19 protein-coding genes are annotated in these 24342 nt (G+C 44.6%); 12 read left to right on the plus strand and 7 right to left on the minus strand.

The window, feature by feature from the left end; all coding sequences use genetic code 11:
• Positions 1-29 precede the first annotated feature (29 nt).
• From ACYX4N_RS13615 to ACYX4N_RS13630, 4 genes are all read left to right on the plus strand, one after another.
• Positions 30-395: an AraC family ligand binding domain-containing protein gene (locus ACYX4N_RS13615; RefSeq protein ID WP_179983035.1), complete on the plus strand. Its 366-nt coding sequence runs from the start codon at positions 30-32 to the stop codon at positions 393-395.
• 218 nt (positions 396-613) lie between these two features.
• A complete protein-coding gene (locus ACYX4N_RS13620) occupies positions 614-2167 on the plus strand; it encodes a uracil-xanthine permease family protein (protein WP_476054402.1) in 1554 nt (517 codons plus the stop codon).
• A 243-nt stretch (positions 2168-2410) separates the two neighbouring features.
• Positions 2411-4828: a TonB-dependent siderophore receptor gene (locus ACYX4N_RS13625; RefSeq protein WP_476054403.1), complete on the plus strand. Its 2418-nt coding sequence runs from the start codon at positions 2411-2413 to the stop codon at positions 4826-4828.
• Between the two features lie 128 nt (positions 4829-4956).
• Positions 4957-6123, plus strand: a complete 1167-nt coding sequence (locus ACYX4N_RS13630; protein ID WP_476054404.1) for a purine nucleoside permease — start codon at positions 4957-4959, stop codon at positions 6121-6123.
• Between the two features lie 134 nt (positions 6124-6257).
• On the opposite strand, the gene ACYX4N_RS13635 is transcribed toward ACYX4N_RS13630, so the two are convergent.
• The 3 genes from ACYX4N_RS13635 to ACYX4N_RS13645 all read right to left on the minus strand — a co-directional run bounded on the left by ACYX4N_RS13635 (position 6258) and on the right by ACYX4N_RS13645 (position 11645).
• The gene (locus ACYX4N_RS13635; RefSeq protein ID WP_474855854.1) at positions 6258-8261 is read right to left on the minus strand and encodes a hybrid sensor histidine kinase/response regulator; all 2004 of its coding nucleotides are present in this window, start codon (positions 8259-8261) and stop codon (positions 6258-6260) included.
• Between the two features lie 154 nt (positions 8262-8415).
• A complete protein-coding gene (locus ACYX4N_RS13640) occupies positions 8416-9336 on the minus strand; it encodes a diguanylate cyclase (protein ID WP_476054405.1) in 921 nt (306 codons plus the stop codon).
• Positions 9337-9539: 203 nt separating this feature from the next.
• Positions 9540-11645, minus strand: a complete 2106-nt coding sequence (locus ACYX4N_RS13645) for a two-component system response regulator (RefSeq protein WP_476054406.1) — start codon at positions 11643-11645, stop codon at positions 9540-9542.
• A 187-nt stretch (positions 11646-11832) separates the two neighbouring features.
• Here ACYX4N_RS13645 and ACYX4N_RS13650 point away from each other — a divergent pair, with 187 nt between their 5' ends.
• Positions 11833-12195, plus strand: a complete 363-nt coding sequence (locus ACYX4N_RS13650) for an Hpt domain-containing protein (RefSeq protein WP_476054407.1) — start codon at positions 11833-11835, stop codon at positions 12193-12195.
• 59 nt (positions 12196-12254) lie between these two features.
• On the opposite strand, the gene ACYX4N_RS13655 is transcribed toward ACYX4N_RS13650, so the two are convergent.
• Positions 12255-13256: an adenosine deaminase gene (locus ACYX4N_RS13655; RefSeq protein WP_476054408.1), complete on the minus strand. Its 1002-nt coding sequence runs from the start codon at positions 13254-13256 to the stop codon at positions 12255-12257.
• A gap of 324 nt (positions 13257-13580) precedes the next feature.
• Between ACYX4N_RS13655 and ACYX4N_RS13660 the strand changes: the two genes are divergently transcribed.
• Complete coding sequence (locus ACYX4N_RS13660) at positions 13581-14912, plus strand: NCS2 family permease (protein ID WP_476054409.1); 1332 nt, start codon at positions 13581-13583, stop codon at positions 14910-14912.
• A gap of 108 nt (positions 14913-15020) precedes the next feature.
• Here ACYX4N_RS13660 and ACYX4N_RS13665 read toward each other — a convergent pair whose 3' ends face one another.
• The 3 genes from ACYX4N_RS13665 to ACYX4N_RS13675 all read right to left on the minus strand — a co-directional run bounded on the left by ACYX4N_RS13665 (position 15021) and on the right by ACYX4N_RS13675 (position 16952).
• Entirely contained in the window at positions 15021-15278 is a 258-nt protein-coding gene (locus tag ACYX4N_RS13665; protein ID WP_118489607.1) for a DUF3862 domain-containing protein, read from the minus strand.
• A 98-nt stretch (positions 15279-15376) separates the two neighbouring features.
• Complete coding sequence (puuE, locus tag ACYX4N_RS13670) at positions 15377-16306, minus strand: allantoinase PuuE (RefSeq protein ID WP_476054410.1); 930 nt, start codon at positions 16304-16306, stop codon at positions 15377-15379.
• 1 nt (position 16307) lies between these two features.
• Positions 16308-16952 (minus strand): TetR family transcriptional regulator C-terminal domain-containing protein, encoded by a 645-nt coding sequence (locus ACYX4N_RS13675; protein ID WP_476054411.1) that lies wholly within the window; start codon positions 16950-16952, stop codon positions 16308-16310.
• 417 nt (positions 16953-17369) lie between these two features.
• Here ACYX4N_RS13675 and xdhA point away from each other — a divergent pair, with 417 nt between their 5' ends.
• The 6 genes from xdhA to guaD all read left to right on the plus strand — a co-directional run bounded on the left by xdhA (position 17370) and on the right by guaD (position 24315).
• Positions 17370-18815 (plus strand): xanthine dehydrogenase small subunit, encoded by a 1446-nt coding sequence (gene xdhA / locus ACYX4N_RS13680; protein WP_476054412.1) that lies wholly within the window; start codon positions 17370-17372, stop codon positions 18813-18815.
• Complete coding sequence (gene xdhB / locus ACYX4N_RS13685) at positions 18808-21186, plus strand: xanthine dehydrogenase molybdopterin binding subunit (RefSeq protein ID WP_476054413.1); 2379 nt, start codon at positions 18808-18810, stop codon at positions 21184-21186. Before xdhA ends, xdhB begins: the two co-directional genes overlap by 8 nt.
• Positions 21183-22085 carry a xanthine dehydrogenase accessory protein XdhC gene (gene xdhC / locus ACYX4N_RS13690; protein WP_476054414.1) on the plus strand — a complete coding sequence of 301 codons (903 nt, stop codon included), beginning with the start codon at positions 21183-21185 and terminating at the stop codon, positions 22083-22085. Before xdhB ends, xdhC begins: the two co-directional genes overlap by 4 nt.
• A gap of 19 nt (positions 22086-22104) precedes the next feature.
• Positions 22105-22608, plus strand: coding sequence for a 2-oxo-4-hydroxy-4-carboxy-5-ureidoimidazoline decarboxylase (gene uraD / locus ACYX4N_RS13695; RefSeq protein ID WP_476054415.1), 504 nt, complete (start codon positions 22105-22107; stop codon positions 22606-22608).
• A gap of 79 nt (positions 22609-22687) precedes the next feature.
• Positions 22688-23014 (plus strand): hydroxyisourate hydrolase, encoded by a 327-nt coding sequence (gene uraH, locus ACYX4N_RS13700; protein ID WP_474855833.1) that lies wholly within the window; start codon positions 22688-22690, stop codon positions 23012-23014.
• A 5-nt stretch (positions 23015-23019) separates the two neighbouring features.
• Positions 23020-24315, plus strand: coding sequence for a guanine deaminase (gene guaD / locus ACYX4N_RS13705; RefSeq protein ID WP_476054416.1), 1296 nt, complete (start codon positions 23020-23022; stop codon positions 24313-24315).
• The last annotated feature ends 27 nt before the right edge of the window (positions 24316-24342 follow it).

The following is a 24342-nucleotide window of genomic DNA, read 5'->3' on the forward strand; positions in this document are numbered from 1 at the left end:
ATCAGTACAGTCTTAAACAAGGGTCGATAATGAAAATAACAAGGATTTACAACGATGAAGCGGGCAAGAGCCACTTTGGCGAGGTTGAAATAGCGCTAAAAGACGGCGGTCCTATCGGTATGCTTTCAGAGAAATTTGGTGCAGATAAAATTATCTTTCGCGAGACACCTGCCGACTATGACTTCAAATGGCACCCTGCACCTGCACGGCAACTTCTTTTCATTATAAAAGGTCGTGCAGAATTTACAGTATCAAACGGAGAGCGCCATGTATTTGGAGCAGGCGATGTACTGCTGCTAGAAGATACCGAGGGTGAAGGTCACTGCTCTCGCGCCATGTATAACGAAGTACGTCACTCAATTTTTGTCACGCTAGATGAAGGCGTTACGCTTTAAATTAAACCTTCGAATCTCTCTTGAAAAAATGCGCTAATTTAGCGCATTTTTTTGTTTAAGCACCAAATTGGGGCTTACCCATTCATCCTTCTTATCCATCAAGATATAGGAATTCAAAATTCACCATTAAAAACAGTGTGATACAGCGGTAATTACGAGCAGACCAATTGGTCAATATCTTGCAGTTATTAACTAACTGTTATTAAGAAATATTGCTCATGTCTTCAAATCACAGCGAATTACTTTACGATCTTCATGATAGCCCGGCATTTCTTCCTTCTCTTACCGCGGCGTTCCAGCACTTATTAGCCAGCTTTGTTGGCGTTATTACACCAACACTTATCGTCACATCAACACTAGGTCTTACCGAATATACGCCTTACCTTATCAGCATGGCACTGTTTGTTAGTGGCCTAGGTACTGCAATACAAACAAAGCGTATTGGGCCGGTAGGTAGCGGGTTGGTAGCCATTCAAGGTACCAGCTTTGCGTTTATTAGCGCGCTAATTTTGGCGGGAAACCAAGTTAAAGCAAATGGTGGTACGCCCGAAGATATCTTAGCGCTGCTGTTTGGACTCACTATGGCGGGTGCGCTTGTTGAGGTAGTGTTCAGTCTAGTTGTGGATAAGCTTAAGCGTATCATTACCCCTTTAACTACGGGCATTGTGATCACAGCCATAGGGCTTAGCTTAATCAACGTGGGTATGACAGACCTTGCAGGAGGTTTTCACGCTGCGGACTTTGCGAGTACTGACAACCTAGCGGTAGGTCTTGGCGTGTTGCTTGTTATTGTATTTTTAAACGCATCTCACAATCATTGGCTACGCTTAAGTGCTATTTTTATTGGCATGGCCATTGGTGCAACTTATGTTGGGTTTACTAAAGGTCTTGATTTTAGCGGCCTTGCCTCTTTATCTATTGTCGCTATTCCTACGCCGTTTGCGTTTGGCATCTCATTTGATATCAATCTGTTTTTGCCTATTGCGCTAATTTACTTATTCAGCGCTATAGAAACAGCTGGCGATCTTACGGCCAACAGCCTTTTCTGCAAGCAGCCCGTTAGCGGTCCAATTTACTTAGCCCGCGTAAAAGGCGGCATTTTAGGCGACGGCGTGAATTCGCTACTGGCCGGTATGTTTAATACGTTTCCGAACACTACCTTTGGTCAAAACAATGGAGTTATTCAGCTAACTGGCATTGCAAGTCGCAAAGTAGGCTTTTTTGTTGCGGCGCTGTTTGTACTTATTGGCTGCTTTCCAATTGTGGGTGGTGTGCTTCAGGCTATCCCTAAGCCTGTTTTAGGCGGCGCAACATTAGTGATGTTTGCCATGGTTGCAGTAGGCGGCCTCAAACTTCTTGCCAGCTATGCGTTGGATAGACGCAGCAGTTTAGTTACGGCGTGCGCCCTTGGTATGGCAATTGGGGTAATGATGGTACCCGAAGCCTTGGCCGAACTACCTAACTGGCTTGAAAATATTCTTCTTTCCCCTGTTACGTCAGCAGGACTTACGGCGGTTATTTTAGATTTGACGCTACCCGAGAAAAAAGCCGCTAATGATAAGTCAGAAATTTCAGCGGCAACCGGCAATCAACTTTCAGAAGGTAATGCGAATGAGGCTTTGGATGACTCGGTCAAAACCGCTACCCCTGAGATAAAAAAACGTACTAAAGAGAATCGCAGTAACTCAGCAACTTCACCCCATAAAGCAATATTAGGTATAAAACAGCGCCAAGTACTGCGCCCTGCTCTTTATAGTGCAAAACCACGATAGAAATCACTGCGAAGGTGCAAAAATAAGAAAAACCTTATTCGTTAACATAATGATAACAATATAAGAACAACATTATATTTTTAAATCCATATAATTCAGCAACTTAAGAGTAGGTTAAAAGTTGACCAACTGGTTAGGAAGTTGGCACTCATCCTGCTAAACCTCTTGCATACAGCAAGGCGCAATAGAAATAGTGCGTTGATAAAGCCCTAAAAAAGGGCAACTAAAAATAACGAGGAAACCATGAAAAACACTACATTCGCATTATCTCCTCTAGCAAAAGCCTTAGCGATGACAACGGCGGTAGCCCTGTCATCTCAAGCATTTGCACAAGAAGAGACAGAGGTAAAAGAAAAAGATGTCGAGAAGATTCAGGTAACTGGGTCACTAGGCAGCTTACCTGGCCAAGACGTTGAGTCGGTATTTGGCTTTGGTAAATCTATTCTTGAAACACCCCGTTCAGCATCTACTATTTCTCAGGAGCAGATGGAACGTTTTAACGTCTCTGATATTGATGAATTAGTAGCATTTGCTCCGGGTACGTTCACCCAGTCTTTCTTTGGTGTTGCGGGTTCACTTGACGTACGTGGTACACCGGGTGAGACTTATTTTCGTGGCGTTAAGCGTCTAGATAACCCGGGTAACTACCCTACCCCTATCGGCGCATCTAGCCGTATCGATATCGTCCGTGGCCCTGCATCTCCCATTTATGGCCCGTCTAAAATTGGTGGTTACCTAAACTTTAATCCTAAATCTGCCCGTGCTTCGGGCGGTCAGTATCTAGATGCACCTACTGGCGCCTTGTCATACACCACTGGTTCTTGGGATAAAAGCATCTTAACCGCAGAAGTTGGCGGCCCGACTAGCGTCGCTGGCAAAGAAATGGGTTACTACATATACGGCGAGCTAGAAAATTCAGACAGCTATTACGACAATACGCAAACTGACCAAACGGTATTACAAGCATCATTTAACATTGATGTTACCGACAACCTTCGCTTCGAATTCGGTGGTATGTACCACGACTATGACGGCAACCAAGTTGCTGGTTGGAACCGTCTAACCCAAGAGCTAGTTGACGACGGTACTTACATTACAGGTACAGCACAGCCTCTAGACACTGATGGCGACGGCCAAATTAGCCACGAAGAATACGCTGCTGTAAACATTGCCGGCGAGAGCTTCTTCTATGTTCCAGCGTCTAGCTTTACGGATGACGAAGCCACAGCGTTAATGCAATTAGAAAACGTTGGAACCACAACGCTTAGTGGAAACCAAGTACTGGTAGCGCCTGATGATCAGCTTGGCAACGAAGCTATTACTCTGTATTTCGACACGATTTACTACACAGACAACTGGGAAATCCGCAACCAACTTTTCTATGACGCATACGACAACATCAATGAAAATGCGTACGGTTTCTCACAGTTCCACGATAGCTGGGTTGTTGAAGACAAGCTAATTTTCGCTACCGAATATGAAAACGATGGCCTGCTTGCACAGTTTCAATTCTCGCCATCTGTTCGATATACCGACTTCGAACACGGCGATGATTTCACGTTTGAATATTTCAACCGTCGCGACCTAACCATGCCATCTTCAGCACTGGATCGTCGTTTATTGTCTACCCGCTCAGGTAAAAACTACGATAACTATGACGTGGGTAACTACCTAGACCTAGGTATTGCTGCAATGACAGACTTAACTTGGGATTGGGGCTTAAACCTAGTGTTAGGCTTGCGTTACGACACTATCGATATTGAAAGTACTTCACGTACCGACCTTCTGTTAGGTGCAACAGGCGATGAAATACCAGAATACGCTGAAGAAACGGTAGACGGGTGGTCTTGGAACGCCAGCCTTTCATACGAATTCGAATTTGGCCTTATTCCTTATGTAACTGCGGCCGAACAAGCAACGCTTGTTGCAGGTCAAGGTGCTGAGATTGGTGTTAGCCAACTAGGCGACAGCAGCGCATTTGATACCTCTGAACTTCTTGAGTTTGGTATTAAAGGTTCTTTGTTAGAAGATACACTGTATTTTGCACTTTCATCGTTTGAGCAAGAGCGTACCGATTTTAACGCGCAAAACACGGTAACTAATAATACCACCAACAACAAAGGTACTGAGTTTGAACTTCGTTGGGTAGTAAACGACAACCTTGTTGTATCTGCAGGTTACACCAACATTAAGGTAATTAACCTTACAGCACTTGAAAATGGTAACCAGTTTGGTTTCTTGGGTGCTGAAGACTTAGTGAACCTTGAAGATCCTTCATTGATCTTCGGTGGTAACGTGATTGGTCTTAACCTTATCGGTGAAGGCTTTAATAATACAGATGGACGTAAAGCAGGTATCCCTGAAAACATCTATACGCTAACTGCGACTTACGATTTCCAAAATGGTTATGCGGCTAACGTAAGCGTGGTAGATGTTGAAGAAGTAGCATCAGGTTTCTCTGCTGCAGTGACACTACCGGCTTACACGCTAGTGAATGCTGGCTTATCTTATCAGGCTGAAGACTGGTCATTTAACTTAACCGTTAAAAATCTAACTGATGAACGTTATTTCCGTTCTAACTTCCCTGATCTATTCGGTAGCCAAATCGTTCTTCCTGAACTACCGCGTCACTTTAATGCTAAAGTTACTTACTCATTCTAAGTATGCTTAGCGTGTGAATGGCATTACGCTTCCTATAATTCTTGGAAGCGCGATATCATCGTTCATTCAAATTACGTTTAATAAAGAGCTCAGCTTTTATATCTGGGCTCTTTTTTTAGGAGTATTTTATGCCTCTACCCCATTTCATTCGCCACGTATTACAGCAGCCGCTATTGAGTATTGTTAAAAACAACCGCAATTCAGCTTTTCGTAAACCAACTGTGTGGGCTATTTTCATAGGAGTAGTAATAAGTGTTTTATCTACCCATGCTTACGCTAATGGCGAAGAAAAGCCGATGGAAGTTAAAGTGGTAGTGGTGAGTATGTTCGAAATTGGTGATGACCATGGTGACGCACCTGGCGAATTTCAGTTGTGGAAAGCCCGTCAAAACCTCACAACAAAATACCCACTGCCCCACGGCTTTCACGATGTGTATGCAAACACTGAAACGGGCGTAATTGGCATAGTAACGGGTATGGGCATTGCGCGTGCTTCAGCGGCAATAATGGCGCTAGGGCTCGACCCTCGTTTCGACTTGTCAAAAGCCTATTGGCTTGTAGCTGGCATTGCTGGTGTCGACCCTGCCGATAACACTATTGGCAGCGCTATTTGGACCGATTATGTTGTAGATGGTGACTTGGCACATCAGATTGATGCAAGAGAAATCCCTTCAACGTGGAGTACAGGATATTTTCCTCTGTTTACTCACGCGCCTTATGACAATGCCGAATCAGTGAATGTGAATAATAGCCCAAACGGCGAGGTTTACGCGCTTAACCTTCCTTTGGCGAAATGGGCTTATTCAATGACCAAAGACACCAAACTTTTAAACAACGAGGCAATGGATGCACTACGAGCAAAATACACTCACTCACCTAATGCGAGGGCACTTCCTAATGTGTCTATGGGTGCCCATTTATCTGCGTCTACTTTCTGGCATGGAGAGAAACTAAACACATGGGCAAACGATTGGGTTGCATACTGGACTAAAGACAAGGGCAACTTCGTGACATCGGGCATGGAAGACTCGGCTACACTTCAAAGTTTGTCCTATTTAGACAATGCCGGTTTGGTAGATAAAAACCGCGTAATGATTTTAAGAACTGCGAGTAATTTTACTATGCAGCCACCTTCGCTAAGCGCATCAGAAAATTTGAAACTTGAAAGCTCGGGTGACGGTTATGCTGCAATGGGAGCAGCAATTGAAGCGGCGTATAACGTAGGTTCACGTGTTGTCGACTATATCACTGAAAACTGGGATTCCGTAGAAGACAACATACCTGGCGCTAAATAAACGCAAAACACTAATTATCACTAATACTTTGGTTAACAGCCAAATTAACTTGTTACTGTTACTACAAATATTTGCAGCGGCAGATGCAACTTTAAAAAACGAGGGGCTTTGGATTTTAATGTAATTAAAAGCCCCTAAGCCGCTACAGATTTTGCATCTAGCGCAAACTTAAGCTGTAAAGTTACATCATTTTGCACGACGGGCTTGGCCAGAAAATCCTGCATGCCTGCTTCGCTGCAGCTAGCTTTATCTTCAGCGGTCGTATTGGCGGTGACCGCAATAATTCGGCCATGCTTTGGCATTAGGTTTTCTTGCAGTATTATTTTCGTTGCACTTACGCCATCTAATACTGGCATAGCACAGTCCATAAAAATGATATCGTACTTTTTGGCTCTTGCCATTTGTACCGCGACTTCTCCGTTTTCCGCTTCATCGGGTAGGTAATTAAACTTCTCTAGCATAGACCCCAATACTAGGCGGTTTATATCGTTATCGTCTACTACCAATATATTTAAAGGCACACTCAAAAGCTCAGAGGACAATTCCACATCGCCACTGGCTTTTTCATCTAACAACGCCATTTCAATGGGAATAGCCACGTCAAAACAGGTTCCTTTACCCACATTTGAGCGCACTTCAAGCTCACCACCCATCTTGTCAACGAGTTGGTTTACAATAGAAAGACCTAACCCATTGCCGTTTAGCTCTTCTGACGCGCTGTCGGTATCATTCTGAAACGGTCTGAAAATCCGTGACAAAATATCGTCGTTCATGCCTACACCAGTGTCTTCAACTGAAGCAAGTAGAATGGGAACCTCGCCTTGATGTTTTAGCGTAACCTGCACTGAAATATAGCCTTTCACAGTGAACTTTACGGCATTTGACAACAGGTTGGTTATTACCTGACTGATTCTTGCTGCGTCGCCATGCACGTAGGTCTTTTCATCAAAAGAAAGCACAGCGTAAAGCCGTACGCCTTTTTCAGCACATTTAGTTTTAAACACATCGACGATGTCTTCGCACAAAGAGCGAACGCAAAAATCGCTGTGCTTAAGGCTAAATTCCCCATTGATAATTGATGTATAATCAAGCACATCGTTTATAAGCGATAACAAACGATCGGCGCTGTGTAACGCTATGTCAGCTTTTCTAATTCTTACATTGTCTTTTGTTTCAAACTTTATAGCCTGAAGCATGCCGGTAATGCCGTTCAGAGGCGTTTTTAGCTCGTGGCTAATTCTAGACAGCAACATGCCACGCTCTTTCGACGCGGCTTCTGCTTCTTTGCGTCGCGCATCCAACTCTAACCTGAGCTGAACCGATTTATTCACGTTTTGACACGTCCCAAACAAGCGAACGCACTTCCCATGCTTCATCTCCGCCATGCCGTGGGTTTCTATCCACACCGAATTACCTTCTGCAGTAATAAGTTCAAGTGTTGCGCTCCATGGCTCACCGGTCTCGATAGTGTGAGAAACGATACGGCTTATTTCATTTCTATCAAACCCTTCTTTGTAGAAGCTGATTGCCGTATCTAGCGTAGGCATGTAGCTATCATCCACCTCGTGAATACGGCGAGTTTGAGACGACCAGATTAATTCGTTGGTAATAAGGTCGACTTCCCACGTACCAACATTCGCTACGTTTTGTAGCTTTTCATACAGCGTGTTTTGTGTTGATTCAGCTTTTTCTATATGAAACTTGTCCAAAGTAACGGACAACCATTCATCGAGCAACGCCACTTTATCCAGGTTACTTGGTTGGTCTGGGCATGCATTGATGAACACTAAACAGACGTATCCGCCATCAAGCTTGTGGACCTGGCCCCTAATGTATTTTTCCGCACTGAAGTAGGTCGTAAACCACTGCTTAAATGCTAGAGAACACTTAGCACTGCTTACGGGAAAACAATTGTCTACCGGCGTGCAGCTTGCAAACGAGGGAATAGATTTAAAACTGGGAGGATAAGCAGATGAGGCTTTAACAAGAATGTTGACGGTATCTTCTTCGAGGTGCAAAAGCAGCGCTTGGAATATCCCAAGTGAGTCACAACCACGATTTAATAACTGAGTAAGCGATGCTTTTAGCTGCTCTTCCAGCTTCACATTCAAACTCGATTGCTCGTCGAAATAAACCATTGCTCGTTACCTAAGCCTCAAACGTGTACTAGAGGGGTACCATCCATTGCCATCACAAATTTAGCGAATAGTACGTCATTACACTAGATGATAGCGTGCAAGCAACACTTTCGACATTAAACAATAGGCTAGTTTATACGGCCTCTAGCAATGTTTAACCTTTTGCTTGATTTCGGCCTAATTCCTTAGCTTCAAACAAGGATACGTCAGCGTCTTCAATTAAGGCTGCAAGGTTGTCTTGCACAACTTCCGTTGCCTTCCAAACCGCAAAGCCTGCGCTGATAGAAACACGATTTTCGATGCCTTTGCCGTGGGGTATTTTCGCTTTGGCCACAGCATCTACTAACTGGTTTGCCACGAGCTTTGCCCCTTGACGGTCGATATAAGGCAGGATAATTAAAAACTCTTCACCGCCGAAACGTATCACAGCATCTTTGGGTCGTTTCACTGTATCAGAGACTATCTGCGCCACTTTTTGAAGGCACAAGTCACCTTCAAGGTGCCCATAGGTATCGTTAAAGAGTTTGAAGTAATCGATGTCGAGCATTATTGCCCCTACCGATCCCTTGTCTCTGGCCACCTGCTTTATCAATAAAGGAATTTCCTTGGTCAGGTACATTCTATTGTAAAGGCCAGTTAGCTGGTCGTGAAACGTCATCATTTCAAGAAACTCGGTACGCAGCTTGTTTTGAAGGTGTGTTTTCACTCGGTGAGTTAGCGTTGACGCATTCACCGGCTTCATCACAAAATCAGATGCACCTACTTCCCAGCATGCGTTTTCGCTTTCAATATCCATGGTAGACGTGACGAATATAACTGGAATATCTTTGGTCTCAGGAGAAGCCTTTAATGTTGCACACACCTCAAGACCACCTATATCAGGCATGTTCATGTCGAGTAAAACCAAATCGGGTAGCGACTCGACACAATAGGAAATGGCATCGCTGCCAGATTCGACCGTCGTGCAATGAAACTCAGCGTCAAGTATAGATTGTAATAGCAATCGGCTCATTGGCTCGTCGTCGACAATAAGTACATTGCACTGTGAGTAGGGTTTGATTTCTTTTCTGTCCATTGTTTTTTCTAATGCGAGCTGCTCGCCACACAAGCGCTCTAGCATTGTAATAAAAGACTTTTTTTATGTTCATAGCGTTGCTATATAGTCTAACACCTAAAAGAAGGATGTATATTGAAAAGGTTGAATTTAGATACGCTATAGGTATTAGGAAAAACACCTTACGCCTTAAGGATATATCGAGATGAGTAAGCCGCCCTCAATCAGGCGACTTCTTCACTACCGATAAACTGTGCGAAAAAATCGTTCATGGCTATGGGACGACACATAAAATAGCCTTGACCTTGATGGCAGCCTAGTGCTTTTAACCCGTTGAAATGTGATTGGGTTTCAATGCCCTCTGCTACGATAGTCAGCTCCAAGCTTAAAGCTAGGTGTACGATAGCGGTGACAATATCGTGAGCCTGCTGCTCCTTATCCATATCAATAACAAAGGACCTGTCTATTTTTAACACGTTCAGTGGAAACTGACGTAGGTAAGATAAACTTGAATATCCCGTACCGAAGTCATCAAGGGCTATGGTAACGCCTAGCGAGGTCAGCTTGTTTAGAATATCACGTGTTTGCTTAAAGTCGTGCATTAGCGCCGACTCCGTGACCTCAAGTTCTATTGAACTGGCTTCGATACCCGTTAATTGAATGATTTCTGCAACTTCATCCGCAAACCCTGGGTTCGCTAGTTGTTTGGCAGCCACATTAACCGCCACTTTAAAATGCTTACCTTGTTGATTACAGCGGGCAATGAATTCACAGCTTTTCTGAAGCACCTGTTTACCAAGCTGATGTATTAGACCAGTTTCTTCTGCGAGGGGGATAAATTCGTCTGGCCCGATTACATTACCGTTTTCATCGAACATTCTAACTAAACTTTCAGCACTGAATACTTCATCGCTATTAAAGTCGTATTTTGGCTGAAGATAAATAGCAAAACTGTTATTTTCGATTGCTTGTCTTAGCTTGATCTCCATTTCGACCCTATGATGCATGGCGTGCTGTAAGTCTTTTGAGAAAAAACTAAAAGTGTCTTTCCCTTTTGACTTGGACCGATACATAGCGGAGTCAGCATGACGCATCATTTCTTCTGCATTCACTGCATCCTGTGGGTACAAGCTTATTCCTATGCTTAAACTCAACCTATGAGACTTCCCATCTATTTCTATAGGTTCTCTACCCGCCTGAAGACAGGCCATAGCAATACTATCTGCACTATATCCAGAGCCAATATCTGATAACAGACAAGCAAACTCGTCTCCGCCTACTCGAGCGAGTGTGGCGCTTTGCCCTAAGGTATTTGCGAGGCGCTTGGCTACGGTTGCTATGACGAAATCGCCGACCTGATGCCCCAGGCTATCGTTAAGGTATTTAAAATTATCAATATCAATTAACAGTAACGCGATACTCTGCTTACTTGTAAAGCTTCTAGCTAAAGCTTGGACAACACGGTCATGAAGCAACACTCGGTTAGGCAAGCCTGTAAGCTGGTCATGATTGGTTAGATGTGTCATCTTCACCGCCATTTCCACGGCTTCAGAAACGTCCTGAAAAACCATAACAGCACCGTTAATATGGCCCTCATCGTCGACAATCGGCGATGCGGTATCTTCAACCCTAAAAATTTGCTTGTGCCTACTGACGAGGGTTGCGTTGTACGACATCGCCACGGGGCGTTTCACTTCAAGTGCATAAAGCGCCGGGTTTAACAGCGGCTCATGACTTGATGCATCGCGCAAGTTCATTACTTCATCAATAGGCTTACCTAAGGCATCCTGCATGTTATATCCGGTAAGCCTTTGTGCCACGGGATTTATGAATGTGATATCCCCGGCAGCGTTAATAGAAATTACGCCGTCAGCTATAGATTTCAATGTTATGGCAAGCTGTTTTTTTTCCGCCTCAAGCTCTTGGTTAACTTTTTTCAATAAGGCTTTTTGAGATTGAATCGTGAGATGGTTTCTCACCCTCATTCGACACATTTCTACATCGATAGGCTTTGAGATAAAGTCAATCGCCCCAAGCGACAGCGCACGATGCTCGTTTTCAGTATCGCTATGAGAAGTGACAAAGATAACAGGAATTGAAGCTGTACTTGGACATGCTTTAAGTTGCTTACATACATCAAAGCCTGAAAGCTCTGGCATGCTGATGTCTAAGACGACCAAATCAGGCTGATGTGACTGTATTACAGAGAATGCTGTTGCACTTTGTGAAACCGTAACGACTTCTGCTAAAGATTCTACCGCATTTTCTAGTAGCAAGAGTGTTGTTGGTTCATCGTCAATGATGACTACTTTTTGCGTCTCATTTTCCATGAGAATTACCACACTACATTATAAACTTCTTATGTAGTATCGTCCTACATACGCAAAAAAACATTAACCTTTAGTCTACATTAGTTATTTTAAGTACAAATTTTAGGGTAACTCATTGACTGCAACGCTTTTGGTAACGCACAATTAATATACTACTAAACCCTGTATTAACTGCTTGGTGATAAGAATGGATACGTTACATACGCATAAAGCGCTTCCCAAAGAACAATTATGGAATAGAGACGCTGCGCTGAGCAGACTCGGCGGCAACGAAGGGTTATTAAACCGCATCGTTGAGATGTTTCTAGCTCAAATAACACAAAAACAAGAAGCCTTGCAAAAGGCCGCAACTGAGTTAGACGTCGATGCCGTAAAGTTTACAAGTCATGCGATGAAGGGTGTATCAGGTGATGTAGGGGCTGATGCTATTCGAGAAAAAGCGTCGTCTATTGAAAATAAAGCTAAGCAAGGCAATTCAACTGATATAGCTCAAGATATTGAAGAACTAAACAGCTTAATCGAGCAAACGCTTATTATTATGCAATCATAAGGCGAAGCGAGCTTATTGAGATTTCCTTTGATAAACTCGCTATTGCTTTTGCAAGTCGCTTACATAGCCTCAGTTACTTGCATAATAAATGCGTTTTTCTTTTCTTCTGGTAAGAAACTCGCCTTAAAACTGTTTGCGGCCAGCACGCGAATAGTATCCTCATCTATGTTTAGCGACGTGTGAAGCGCTTCAAAGTTTTCATTCAAAAAACCACCAAAGTAGGTGGGGTCATCAGAATTAACCGTCACTAATAAGCCAGCATCTAGCAGTTGCACGATATTGTGCTCTTTCATATCGTCAATCACGCATAGCTTTAAGTTACTCAGGGGGCATACGGTAAGCGGTATTTGCTTTTCTTTTAACAGCGCCATGAGCGCCTGGTCTTCTTGGCAGCGAACGCCATGATCAATGCGGTCCACGTCAAGCAGTTCAATCGCTTCCCAAATATAAGATGCCGGCCCTTCTTCCCCTGCATGGGCTACAATCTTAAAGCCAAGAGACTTCGCTTTTTTGAAAACCCGCTCGAATTTGGACGGGGGGTGGCCTAGCTCCGAACTATCAAGGCCAACCGCTGTAATATGCTGATAGTAAGGTTTTGCCGCTTCCAGTGTTTCGAAAGCTTCACTTTCGGGCAAATGCCTTAAGAAAGACATGATAAGGTAGCTACTGATACCGAATTCACTTTCTGCTTTTTGTATAGCACGTAAAAAGCCAGGCATAAACACATCAAAACCTATGCCACGCTCAGTGTGAGTTTGAGGGTCAAACATGATTTCGGTATGAACGATATTTTCTTCAGCGCACCGGGTTAAGTATTCCCACATCAGCGTAAAGAAATCTTCTTCATATCTTAACACCCCAGCCCCCGCGTAATAGAGGTCTAGAAAGCTTTGCAAATCTTTGAAGTTATAAGCAGCTTCAATCTCTTTCACGCTTGCGTAAGGAAGTGTTACACTGTGCTTTTCAGCTAGGCGCCACATGAGTTCAGGCGTTAAGCTACCTTCTATATGCAGATGCAGTTCGGCCTTTGGTATGTTTTTAATTATTGATGACAGCGACATGGCCCCTCACTTATTTGCACCATAATAATGCAATGGCATTTAATTGGTGCGTAATAGTTTATCTTTAATGCTATCTGTAAACGAGTTCTATTGCTCATTTAGGTTTTTGTTTGCGGTTTTTTTAACATCATCTATGTTGTTTACTAACCGTTTGGCTGGCTTTGTGCTGCCTAGCTAGTGACCTTGAGTCACGCAATGATTGTTATTTAATCATTGTACTGAAAAGTAAGTTAGCACAAAACACACCAACAAGTTGACTAATTGGTCAGTTTATTGCTTTCAAACGCACAAAACACTACATAATACACAAACAGAGAACTCTAGATGTCCAACAACGTTATTGAACGGCTATTTAAGCTGCAGGAGCACGGTACAACGGTAAGAACTGAGATTATTGCAGGTCTTACTACGTTTGCGGCTATGTCTTATATCCTTGTGGTTAACCCAGGTATTTTGGGCCTTAGCGGCATGCCGGTAGAAGGTCTAATTACAGTGACAGCAGTCGCAGCCTGCATCGGCACATTGATGATGGCGTTGATGACTAACTACCCTATTGCACTGGCACCAGGCATGGGTTTGAATGCTTTTTTCGCTTTCACTATCTGCCTTGGCCGCGAAATTCCATGGGAAGCTGCCCTCGGCATTGTGTTTTGGAACGGTATTCTCTTCTTAATACTCTCTCTCACCGGCGTACGAACCAAGATAGCTGAATCTATCCCGCCCGCTCTTAAGATAGGCGTTCAGTGCGGTATAGGCTTGTTTATTGCCTTTATCGGTCTTAAGAATGCAGGTCTTATTGTTGATAACCCTGCTACCTTTGTTCAGCTTGGTGATCTTTCTGAGCCTGCAGTTATGCTTGCTCTTGTTGGTATTATTTTTACTATTGTTCTTATGGTTAAGCGCGTTACTGGCGCCATATTAATTTCAATTGTTACCCTAACTCTAATCGGTGCATTTATTCCTACCGAAAACGGAATGCTAACTGCCACACCATCTGCTGTTGTAGGTATGCCTGAATCTATGTCGAACACCTTTATGGCAATGGACTTCTGGTACGCTATCGACCATATCGCCGAGACATGGGACCTTATCTTCGCGCTTATGTTCGTGAACATGTTTGACACTATAGGCACGTTAATAGGCGTATCTCGCAAGGCTAATTTATTAACCCCTGAAGGCAAGCTACCTAAAATAGGGTCAGCTATGACTGCCGACGCATCTGCGAGTATTGCTGGCGCAATGGTAGGTACATCGCCAGTGACAAGCTATGTAGAGTCCGCCACTGGCGTATCGTCTGGAGGAAGAACCGGACTTACCGCTGTGGTCGTGTCTGTATGCTTCCTGCTGTCGCTTTTCCTTACGCCACTGATGAAAGTCATTCCGCTGATGGCCACTACTCCAGCACTGCTAATGGTAGGCATTTTAATGATGGATTCGATTCGACATGTAGATTTCGATGACTTAGGGGCTTTGGCTACTGCGTCTGTTGCACTTATCGCTATGCCACTTACCTTTAGTATTAGTGAAGGCATTGCCCTTGGTTTCATTACCTATGTGGGTATTAAGGTGGGTACCGGTAAGTTTAAAGAAGTAACGCCACTTACTTATGCACTAGCTATCGTTTTCTTACTTAGATACTTGCTAGATTTAAAATAATTTGTCGTTGCGTGTGGATGATATTGCGCGCAAGCCTTTAATTTGGATAAGAAAGGTGGCTTAAATGCCACCTTTCTTTTTGGGGTCTGGTATAACCATGCTGATGGTTTACTTTAATCCGTCGTAAGTGAAGGTAACGGCTTTATCACCCATAAATACGATTTTCACATGTTTACTGTCTTCCGCGCCCCATGTACACGCCATAGTGCCCATTGTTTTACCACAGTTGTCGGCTGAACCTAGAATAGCTTCAACTTCGTCCTGAGACATGCCCATTTCTAACTTGTCATAGTTTTCTTTAGTTAGTTTTGAACATGCGGTCAGTGCTAGTGCGCCTAAAGCAATGATGGCCAATTTTGATTTCATGGTGTTATCCTTTATCTAAGTGAAAGTAAAAGCAACCTACCTGGCGCCCTTATCTTTCACCTCACTTTATGTCAATTACAATGGGCGTACTGTAAACGCTATGAACGCGCCTTGTCACTACCATCTTTAGGATGAGTGGCTAACCAGTGGCGAGCAATCTGCTCTCGCGTGGCTAACCACACTTTGTCATGTGATTTCACGTACTCGATAAAACGCTTCAGCGCAGCAAGCCTAGCTGGTCTTCCTATAATACGATTGTGAAGGCCGATAGAAAGCATTTTGGGCGCCTCTTCCCCTTCTTCATACAGCACGTCAAACGCGTCTTTTAAATAGGTAAAGAACTGTTCGCCGCTGTTGAAACCTTGCGGCGTAGCAAAGCGCATATCGTTTGTGTCTAACGTGTAAGGCACCATAAGGAGCGGCTTACTGTAGTGGCAGTCGTAATATGGCAAATCGTCAGCGTACGAGTCGGCACAATATAAAATATCGTCACGCTCTGCTATGAGTTTAAGTGTATTAGGACTCGTTCTTCCCGTGTACCAACCAACGGGTTTCTTACCCGTTAACTGCTCGTGAAGAATAATCGCTTCGTCTATTTGTTTGCGCTCATCATCTTCACTCATATTCTGATAGTGCACCCAGCGCATGGCGTGACTGGCTATTTCCCAACCTGACTCCATCATAGCTTTAACAGCGTCAGGATGGCGCTGCATGGCCATGGTAACGCCAAATACAGTCACAGGAATGTCGTACTTATTAAGTAAGCGATGTAAACGCCAAAAACCTGCACGACTGCCATATTCGTAAATTGACTCCATACTCAGGTGGCGATCTTTATATGCCTGCGCCCCGATAATTTCAGATAAAAATATTTCGGATGCTTCATCTCCATGAAGCACACAGTTCTCGCCACCCTCTTCGTAGTTCAGGACGAACTGAATGGCTATTTTGGCATTCTTCGGCCAGTTAGCATGGGGGACATGTTCACCATAGCCAATAAGATCACGAGGATAAACAGATTCTGTCATACTACACCTCGAAACTTTCGGGTACCGCAAGACCACAGCCGCCTAGCACAAGCTTAACCACTTGTTTTGTGGCGTCTTCAAAATCTGCTTTTGTCATTTTCTTACCCCGTAGTCGGGTAATTTGCGCTGAGAAATCAGCATAGTGTTGGGTGCTGGCCCAAATGGTATAGAGCAAGTATTCGCCTTCAACGGGAGGAAGCTTTCCTGCTTGTACCCACGCTTCGATGACCTCAAGACGTCCTTTCATCCATAAAGCATGCTCTTCATCGAAGTATCCGCTTAAGTTCTGCGCCCCGTTGATAATTTCCATGGCGAAAATCTTTGAAGCCATCGGGTGAGTGCGTGACACTTCCATTTTTTCTGCTATGTAATTGGCAAGCACTTCGGCGGGGTCATCTTCTACAGTTGCTTTGTCAAAACGCGAATTCCATAATGAAAGCGTTTCTTCTAATACCGCTACGTAGAGTTCTTGTTTCGTTTTGAAGTAATACAGAACGTTGGTTTTTGGAAGCCCTGCTTCGTCAGCAATCTTCTGTACCGCCGTACCTTTAAAACCAAACTGCGCAAAACATTTTTCTGCGGCTTGGAGTATTTTTCTTCTATTCATAGCGCCAACACCTGCGTCAGCACTTTTTACCTTCATCATTATTATCTAAATTCCTTTGCAATCTACTTTGCAAGCGCACAGGCAGGATAAATGCTGCATGCCTTTCCGATAGGTTAGCATTTATTACCAAGGTGTTGCTATGCTCTTAAAGTTCAGAGTTACCCATCACCTGCGGCCCTCACTAATGAAATGATCCATCCAGAAAGCATTTATTCTACATTCAACTTAAAACCTAGCACGAATCTTGCCTTATTCTTTTTACTAACTGATGCATTGCTTGCTAAAGAAAACATGGAAAGGCGTTACATAACTTTCCAATAAATCTGCACAAAATCATGGCCTTTTATAACGCGGCCATTTTTTATAAGCAATAAATTGACCAAATGGTCTACTTTTCTTAAAAAAATACAGCTATATTAATGAATACAAGAATGAATAAAACAAGAAGGTGTGAGTATGATTCGCTTTCTAATAAATAACGATGTTGTTGAGTTAAATGAAGCGCGAGCCGACCTCACCCTTCTACAGTTTATACGGGAACATCGTAAGAAAACAGGCACTAAAGAAGGCTGTGCAGCAGGCGACTGTGGCGCATGCACGGTAGTACTTGTAGAACCAGCATCATCTGATAACGCTACAAAACTAAACTATCGAACAGTGAATAGCTGTATTACGCTAATGAGCGCAGTTCACGGTAAGCAGCTATTGTTCGTTGAACATTTAAGCGATGGTAAACAGTTACACCCCGTGCAACAGGCGCTAGTTGACCACCATGGTTCACAGTGCGGCTTTTGTACACCAGGGTTTATCATGTCGATGTTCGCTTTGTACCATAGCAATTCAAAACCTAATCGCGACCATGTGTTGAATGCTTTATCTGGCAACCTGTGCCGCTGTACTGGATACCGCCCTATTATCGATGCCACGCTTGCGGTATGTGAGCAAGCACCAGATGATCAGTTTTCCAAGCGCCAAGAACAGACCCTTGCGACATTACACACTTTGTCAGGTGAAAAGCCTTCTGGTACAGGCAATATACATACGCCGACCTCGCGCGAAGAATTGAAAGCGCTCATTAAGGCGAATCCTAACGCACAGCTAGTGGCGGGCAGCACTGATTTAAGTTTGCAGTTCACTCAACAGTTAAAAAACGTAGAAACGCTTATCAGCGTCACACATATTGATGCACTAAAGCAATGCACCAAAAACGAGCATTCTCTTGCTATTGGTGCAGCAGTCCCACTCAATGATGCGGCACCTCTTCTATTAAGCGCATTCCCACAAGTAGCTGAACTGGTAACGCGCTTTGCGTCTTTGCCTATTCGCAACCAAGCAACAATTGGTGGAAATGTGGCCAACGCATCACCTATTGGTGATATGCCTCCCTTACTACTTGCGCTTAACGCTATACTTCATTTAGATAATGGAGAGCGTATTCGCACAATTCCAATTAACACTTTTTTCACGGGTTATAGGGAAACAACGCTAGCTAACGATGAATGGATAAGCGCAATAGAAATACCGCTTAAACAGTCTAATCAAACGCTGGCCGCCTATAAAATATCAAAACGTTTTGAAGATGATATATCGGCAGTATGTGCGGTATTTAACGTTACTTTAGAAGAAGGCAAGGTTGAGGCGATTACCAGTGGCTTTGGTGGTGTGGCTGCCGTGCCGTCAACCTGTGAAGCATTGGAAAATGCTCTGAAAGGTAAACAGTTCGCTAGCAAAGAATGCTTAACCTTAGGCAAGCAAATCTTATTTGATGCGTTTGCGCCTATTGATGATGTGCGCGCAACAGCACAATACCGCAAAACCGTGTTAGCTAACCTGTGGCACCGCTTCTGGTTAGAAAACCAAACAGTAAACACTATTGAAACTCGGGTGGTGCAGCATGCGTAAGTTAATTGATGCCCCAAATCCTTTAGAAAAAAATGGCAAACAAGGTGTTGTTCATGTTTCTAAAAAGCACGAAAGTGCGGCTCGTCAGGTACAAGGTAGCGCTAACTACGTTGATGACGTAGTTGAACCTCAGGGTACGCTTTATGCGGCAGTCGGTGTAAGCCAGTGCGCCAAAGGTACTATCAACTCGGTAGACCTTGACGCCGTGCGCCAAAGCGAAGGCGTTATTGATGTCATCACCATTGATGACGTACCTGGCCATAAAGACATTGGCCCTGTGTTTGAAGGCGACCCACTGCTTGCGAACGGCGAAATCAAGTTCTTCGGTCAACCGGTGTTTGCAGTACTTGCCACTTCAGTAAATCTTGCCCGACAAGCTGCACTAAAAGGCAAAATAGAAGTAGACGAAGTTACACCTGTACTTGGTGCTGAAGCCGCCCACCAGCAGCAAACATTTGTTCGCCCTTTACATCGATTTGGCCAAAATGCGGCCCGCGTAGACAGCACTATTGAAAAAGCTAAATACCAAGCACATGGTTCGCTAAGCATTGGCGGTCAAGAGCACATGTACTTAGAAGGTCAAGTGAGCCTTGCGATCCCCGATGAAGAAGATCGCATGAAAATCTACACCTCTAGTCAGCATCCCAGTGAGGTGCAGAAGCTAGTTGCAGAAGTGCTAGACGTTAAATTACATCGCATAATGGTAGACATGAGGCGTATGGGCGGCGGCTTTGGCGGTAAAGAAACCCAAGCAGCGCAGTGGGCCTGTATCGCTGCTTTACTGGCCTCGCGCAATCAGTGCGCAGTTAAACTTCGTTTGCCGCGCTTCACCGATATGCACGTTACGGGTAAACGCCACCCGTTTGAGAATGAATTCGATGTGGCATTTGACGAAACAGGTAAAATTGAAGCTACTCGCATGACCATTAATGGCATTTGTGGGCACTCCCCTGACTTGTCAGACGCTATTGTAGATAGGGCCATGTTCCACGCTGATAACGGTTACTTCCTAGGCGATAGCGATATTGTTGGTCACAGATTGCAAACCAATATGGTATCGCACACCGCTTATCGAGGGTTTGGTGGCCCGCAAGGCATGATTATGGCCGAAGCCATGATTGATAAAATTGCACGAGCTATCGGTAGCGACCCGTTATCGGTCAGGAAACGTAACTTATACGGCCCGACAACCGGGTGTTTTACTCCCTATGGCATGAAGGTAGAGCACAACCTTTTACCCGATATGATTGCCGAGTTAGAAGAAAGCGCACAGTATTGGCAGCGCCGGGACGCCATTGCAGCGTTTAATCGCGAAAGCCCAGTTATCAAGAAGGGCCTAGCGCTAACGCCGGTTAAATTTGGGATTTCGTTTACCGCAAAGCACTTAAATCAAGCAGGCGCTTTGGTACACATATACACCGACGGTAGTATTCAGGTGAACCATGGTGGTACTGAAATGGGCCAAGGGCTACATACAAAAATAGGCCAAATTGCGGCTAATGAATTTGGCCTAAACCTGGATATGATTGAGGTCACTGCAACACGCACGGATAAAGTGCCAAACACATCGCCAACAGCGGCATCAAGTGGTACTGACTTGAACGGGAAAGCTGTACAAAACGCATGTATTACTTTGAAAGCCCGTTTGGCTGAATGCTACGCCAAAAGCTTAGGGTTAGAAGACCGTGCTACAGATGTGCAGTTTATTAATGAACACGTTATGTTAGATGAACACAGCATTGCCTTTACTGAACTTGTTCAGCAAGCGTATTTTGCACGAGTGTCTTTATCTTCAAGCGGTTTCTACAAAACACCTAAATTGCAGTACAACCGTGAAACAGGCGAAGGCCGCCCGTTTTTCTACTTTGCTTACGGCGTTTCAATGAGCGAAGTCTCGGTAGATACGCTGACCGGTGAATACACCGTAGATAAGGTTAACGTTATTCACGATGTGGGCAATAGCCTTAACCCTGCAATTGATATTGGCCAAATTGAAGGCGCATTTATTCAAGGTATGGGCTGGCTTACCACCGAAGACCTAAAATGGAATGAGGCAGGCAAGCTGATAAGTGAAAACATGGCAACCTATAAAATTCCTGCAATAGGTGACACGCCCAAGGAATTTAACGTGAAGCTTTTTGGTAGAGAAAATGCTGAAGACAGCATATACCACTCAAAAGCCGTGGGTGAGCCACCGTTTATGCTAGCAATTTCAGTATGGTGCGCCTTAAAGGATGCGATATCTAGTCTATCTGGCTATACCGTTGACCCGCAGCTAGATACGCCAGCCACACCCGAACGCGTGTTAAATGCTGTCGCCGCAATCCAACAGGCAGATCAACAAGCAGATACACAAGGTATAGCTGTATGACGCGCGCAGCAACGCCATCATTTCGCGCCCCCCAATCATTTCGCGCGACGCATTGGCACGAGGCTATAGCCGAGTGCCAGGAGCGTAATGAGGGCTATGTTTTGGTTACCGTTGTAGGTACAGCGGGCTCTACTCCCCGAGAGCCAGGCAGTAAAATGGTGGTCACCGCTTCACATAGTATTGATACTATTGGTGGCGGACACCTTGAGTTTGATGCCATTGCCCGCGCTCGCGAATTTCTTGCTAAAGGCAAAACATGCACTGAGCTTCATAGCTACCCGTTAAGTAGTTCTTTAGGGCAGTGCTGTGGTGGTGCGGTAAAGGTCCTATTTGACGTGTGCAATGTTCATCAGCAGCATATCGCCATTTTCGGCGCTGGCCATGTTGCAAAAGCGCTGGTGCCTATTTTGGCACAATTGCCTGTGCGAATTTCGTGGATAGACAATAGAGAAGATTTGTTCCCATCGACGCTACCAGCCAACGTTCAAAAAGTGGTGGAAGAGGCGCCCGAGAGCGAGGTAAGGCATCTTGCTGAAAATAGCTGGTTGATTATTCTCACTCACGATCATCAATTGGACTACCGTATAACCGAGCAAGCATTAAAGCAACCTTCCCTGCCTTTTGTTGGGTTAATAGGTTCAGACACTAAAGCAAAGCGTTTTATTACTAAGCTTACCCAGCGCGGGTTTGACGACAATGCGCTAGCAAGGCTGTTCACGCCTATTGGCAATCGAGATATTCCTGGTAAGCGCCCTATTGAAGTTGCTGTTTCTATATCAGCGCAAATCATTGAACGTCTTCATGCAAGCCACGCAGTAGCGGCATCAGATAAGAGCACTGAAACAAATGCTGACGCATATACGGGTGAACACACAAAGCACCCTGCTAAAGTGGTGTAAATAGAAAAGGATACCAGCAGTGACACTTACTGAATTAAATACACTAAGCGCTGACGAAGCATTTTCTTGGTTTGAGCAATGCTGCGCGGCAAAAGCATGGCTCTACCAAATGGTAGAAGCCCGCCCTTACAGCGATCAAGACGCCCTGGTTAATCAAGCAAAAGATGCTTGGGCAAAATGTAGCGACGATGACTACCTAGAAGCCTTTACCGCGCACCCAATGATTGGTGACGTAGACTCGTTGCGTAAAAAGTTTGCCAACACTAAAGCTATTGCTGCCGGCGAACAATCAGGTGCGGCTAGTGCGTCTGAGGCCGTCTTGCATCAACTAAAAGAAGCTAATCACGCTTATTTAGATAAGCATGGGTTTATTTTTATTATCTGTGCCACCGGGCTTTCTGCGCAAACTATGCTGAAAGCTCTGCGAGAAAGGCTGCCGAATACCACGCAGCAAGAAATAGCCAATGCAGCCACACAGCAAATAAAGATAACACTTTTACGTATTAACAAAGCATTAGATTAAGGCGGGGCGTTGTTGGTCGGCCAAAACGCTATACCGCATAAAAAGTAATGCGAATTGAAAGAATTTTAAGGACTAGAGTATGAATACGCTTTCAAGTCACATACTAGACACCACTTTGGGTAAGCCTGCACAAGGCATTGAACTTACCCTTACACTACCTGACGGCAGCACCCTTTCTGGTGAAACAGACAGTGATGGCCGCTTTAAAAATTGGGGCGTTGAGGATGGTTTTGCTGCAGGAGTTTATACCTTGCGCTTTCACTGCAAGCCATACCTAACACAAACTCATGGCAGCAGTTTCTATCCACACATTGATATTACGTTTGAACTTGTTGAGAATGGCGGTCACTATCACGTACCACTTCTTATTTCTCCATTCGGTTTCAGCAGCTACAGGGGCAGCTAATAAACATGCAGCTTTTTCGTGCAAGCATTGCGCACTTTCCTAAACAAACCACACAATTTGATAATGACATTGCCATTTTTAAAGATGGTGGCTTGCTAGTAGATAACAAAGAAATAAAAGACATTGGCCCGTTTAGTGACCTAGCTGAACGTTACCCTGCCGCCACTGTCACTGATTTTTCGGGCAAGTGGATTTTACCAGGCTTAATAGACAGCCACCTGCATTATCCGCAAACCCAAAGTATTGCCCACTACGGTGAGCAGCTTTTGAGTTGGCTAGAAAACTACACGTTTCCCACTGAAATGCAGTTTGCCGATAGCGAACACGCCGACACCATCGCTAAAGTATTTTTAAACCAGCTACTTAAAAACGGCACCACAACGGGGTTTGTATTTACTACCGTTCATAAAAGCAGTAGCCAAGCACTATTTAGCGCCGCCAGTGAAATTGATATGGCGATAGTGGCTGGTAAAGTGTGTATGGACAGAAACTGCCCAAGTGCGCTGAACGATTGCCCTGACACAGCGCAAGCTGATAGTGCAGAGTTGATTGAGACTTGGCACAACAAGGGTCGTAATCGCTATGCGCTTACGCCTCGTTTTGCCCCTACCAGCACAGAAGCCCAGCTTGCCGCACTAGGCGAACTTGCCCAGCAATATCCCGACGTATTCATTCAAACCCACCTGTCTGAAAATTTAGACGAGATTGCTTGGGTAAAAAGCTTATTCCCTAACGCTGACGGCTATCTAGATGTTTACGACAGCTACAATTTGGTGCGGGAGCGCGCAGTGTTTGGCCACGGTATCCACCTTACGCCTAACGAATGGGCGCGCCTTGGCGAGAGCGGCGCTACGGTTGCGTTTTGCCCTACGTCTAACTTGTTTTTAGGCAGCGGGCTTTTTGATATGACCGCAGCGCGTGCTAATAAAGTACATGTTGCCATGGCTACCGATGTGGGCGCAGGAACCACGTTTAACATGTTTAAGACCTATGGCGATGCATACAAGGTCAGTCAGTTGCGCAACGAGCCCATTAGCCCGTTGGAAGGGTTTTATCTTATGACCCAAGGCGCAGCAGTGGCCCATGCGCTTGACCATGAAATTGGTAACTTAAACCCAGGTTCTACCGCAGACTTTATCGTTGTAGAGCCAAGGTTCGATGAATTAACACGGTTGAGAATAAAAGAAGATGCACACTTCGATGATGTGTTTTTCGCGTTGAGCATTTTAGGTGATGACCGCGCTATTGAGCAGACGTGGATAAGCGGTAACTGCCGCTACATCAAAGAAGATAAAGAGTAACAAGCTACTGTAGGGCCAGCCGGCCCT

The sequence above is a fragment of the Alteromonas sp. ABH4_452 genome (assembly GCF_056311825.1).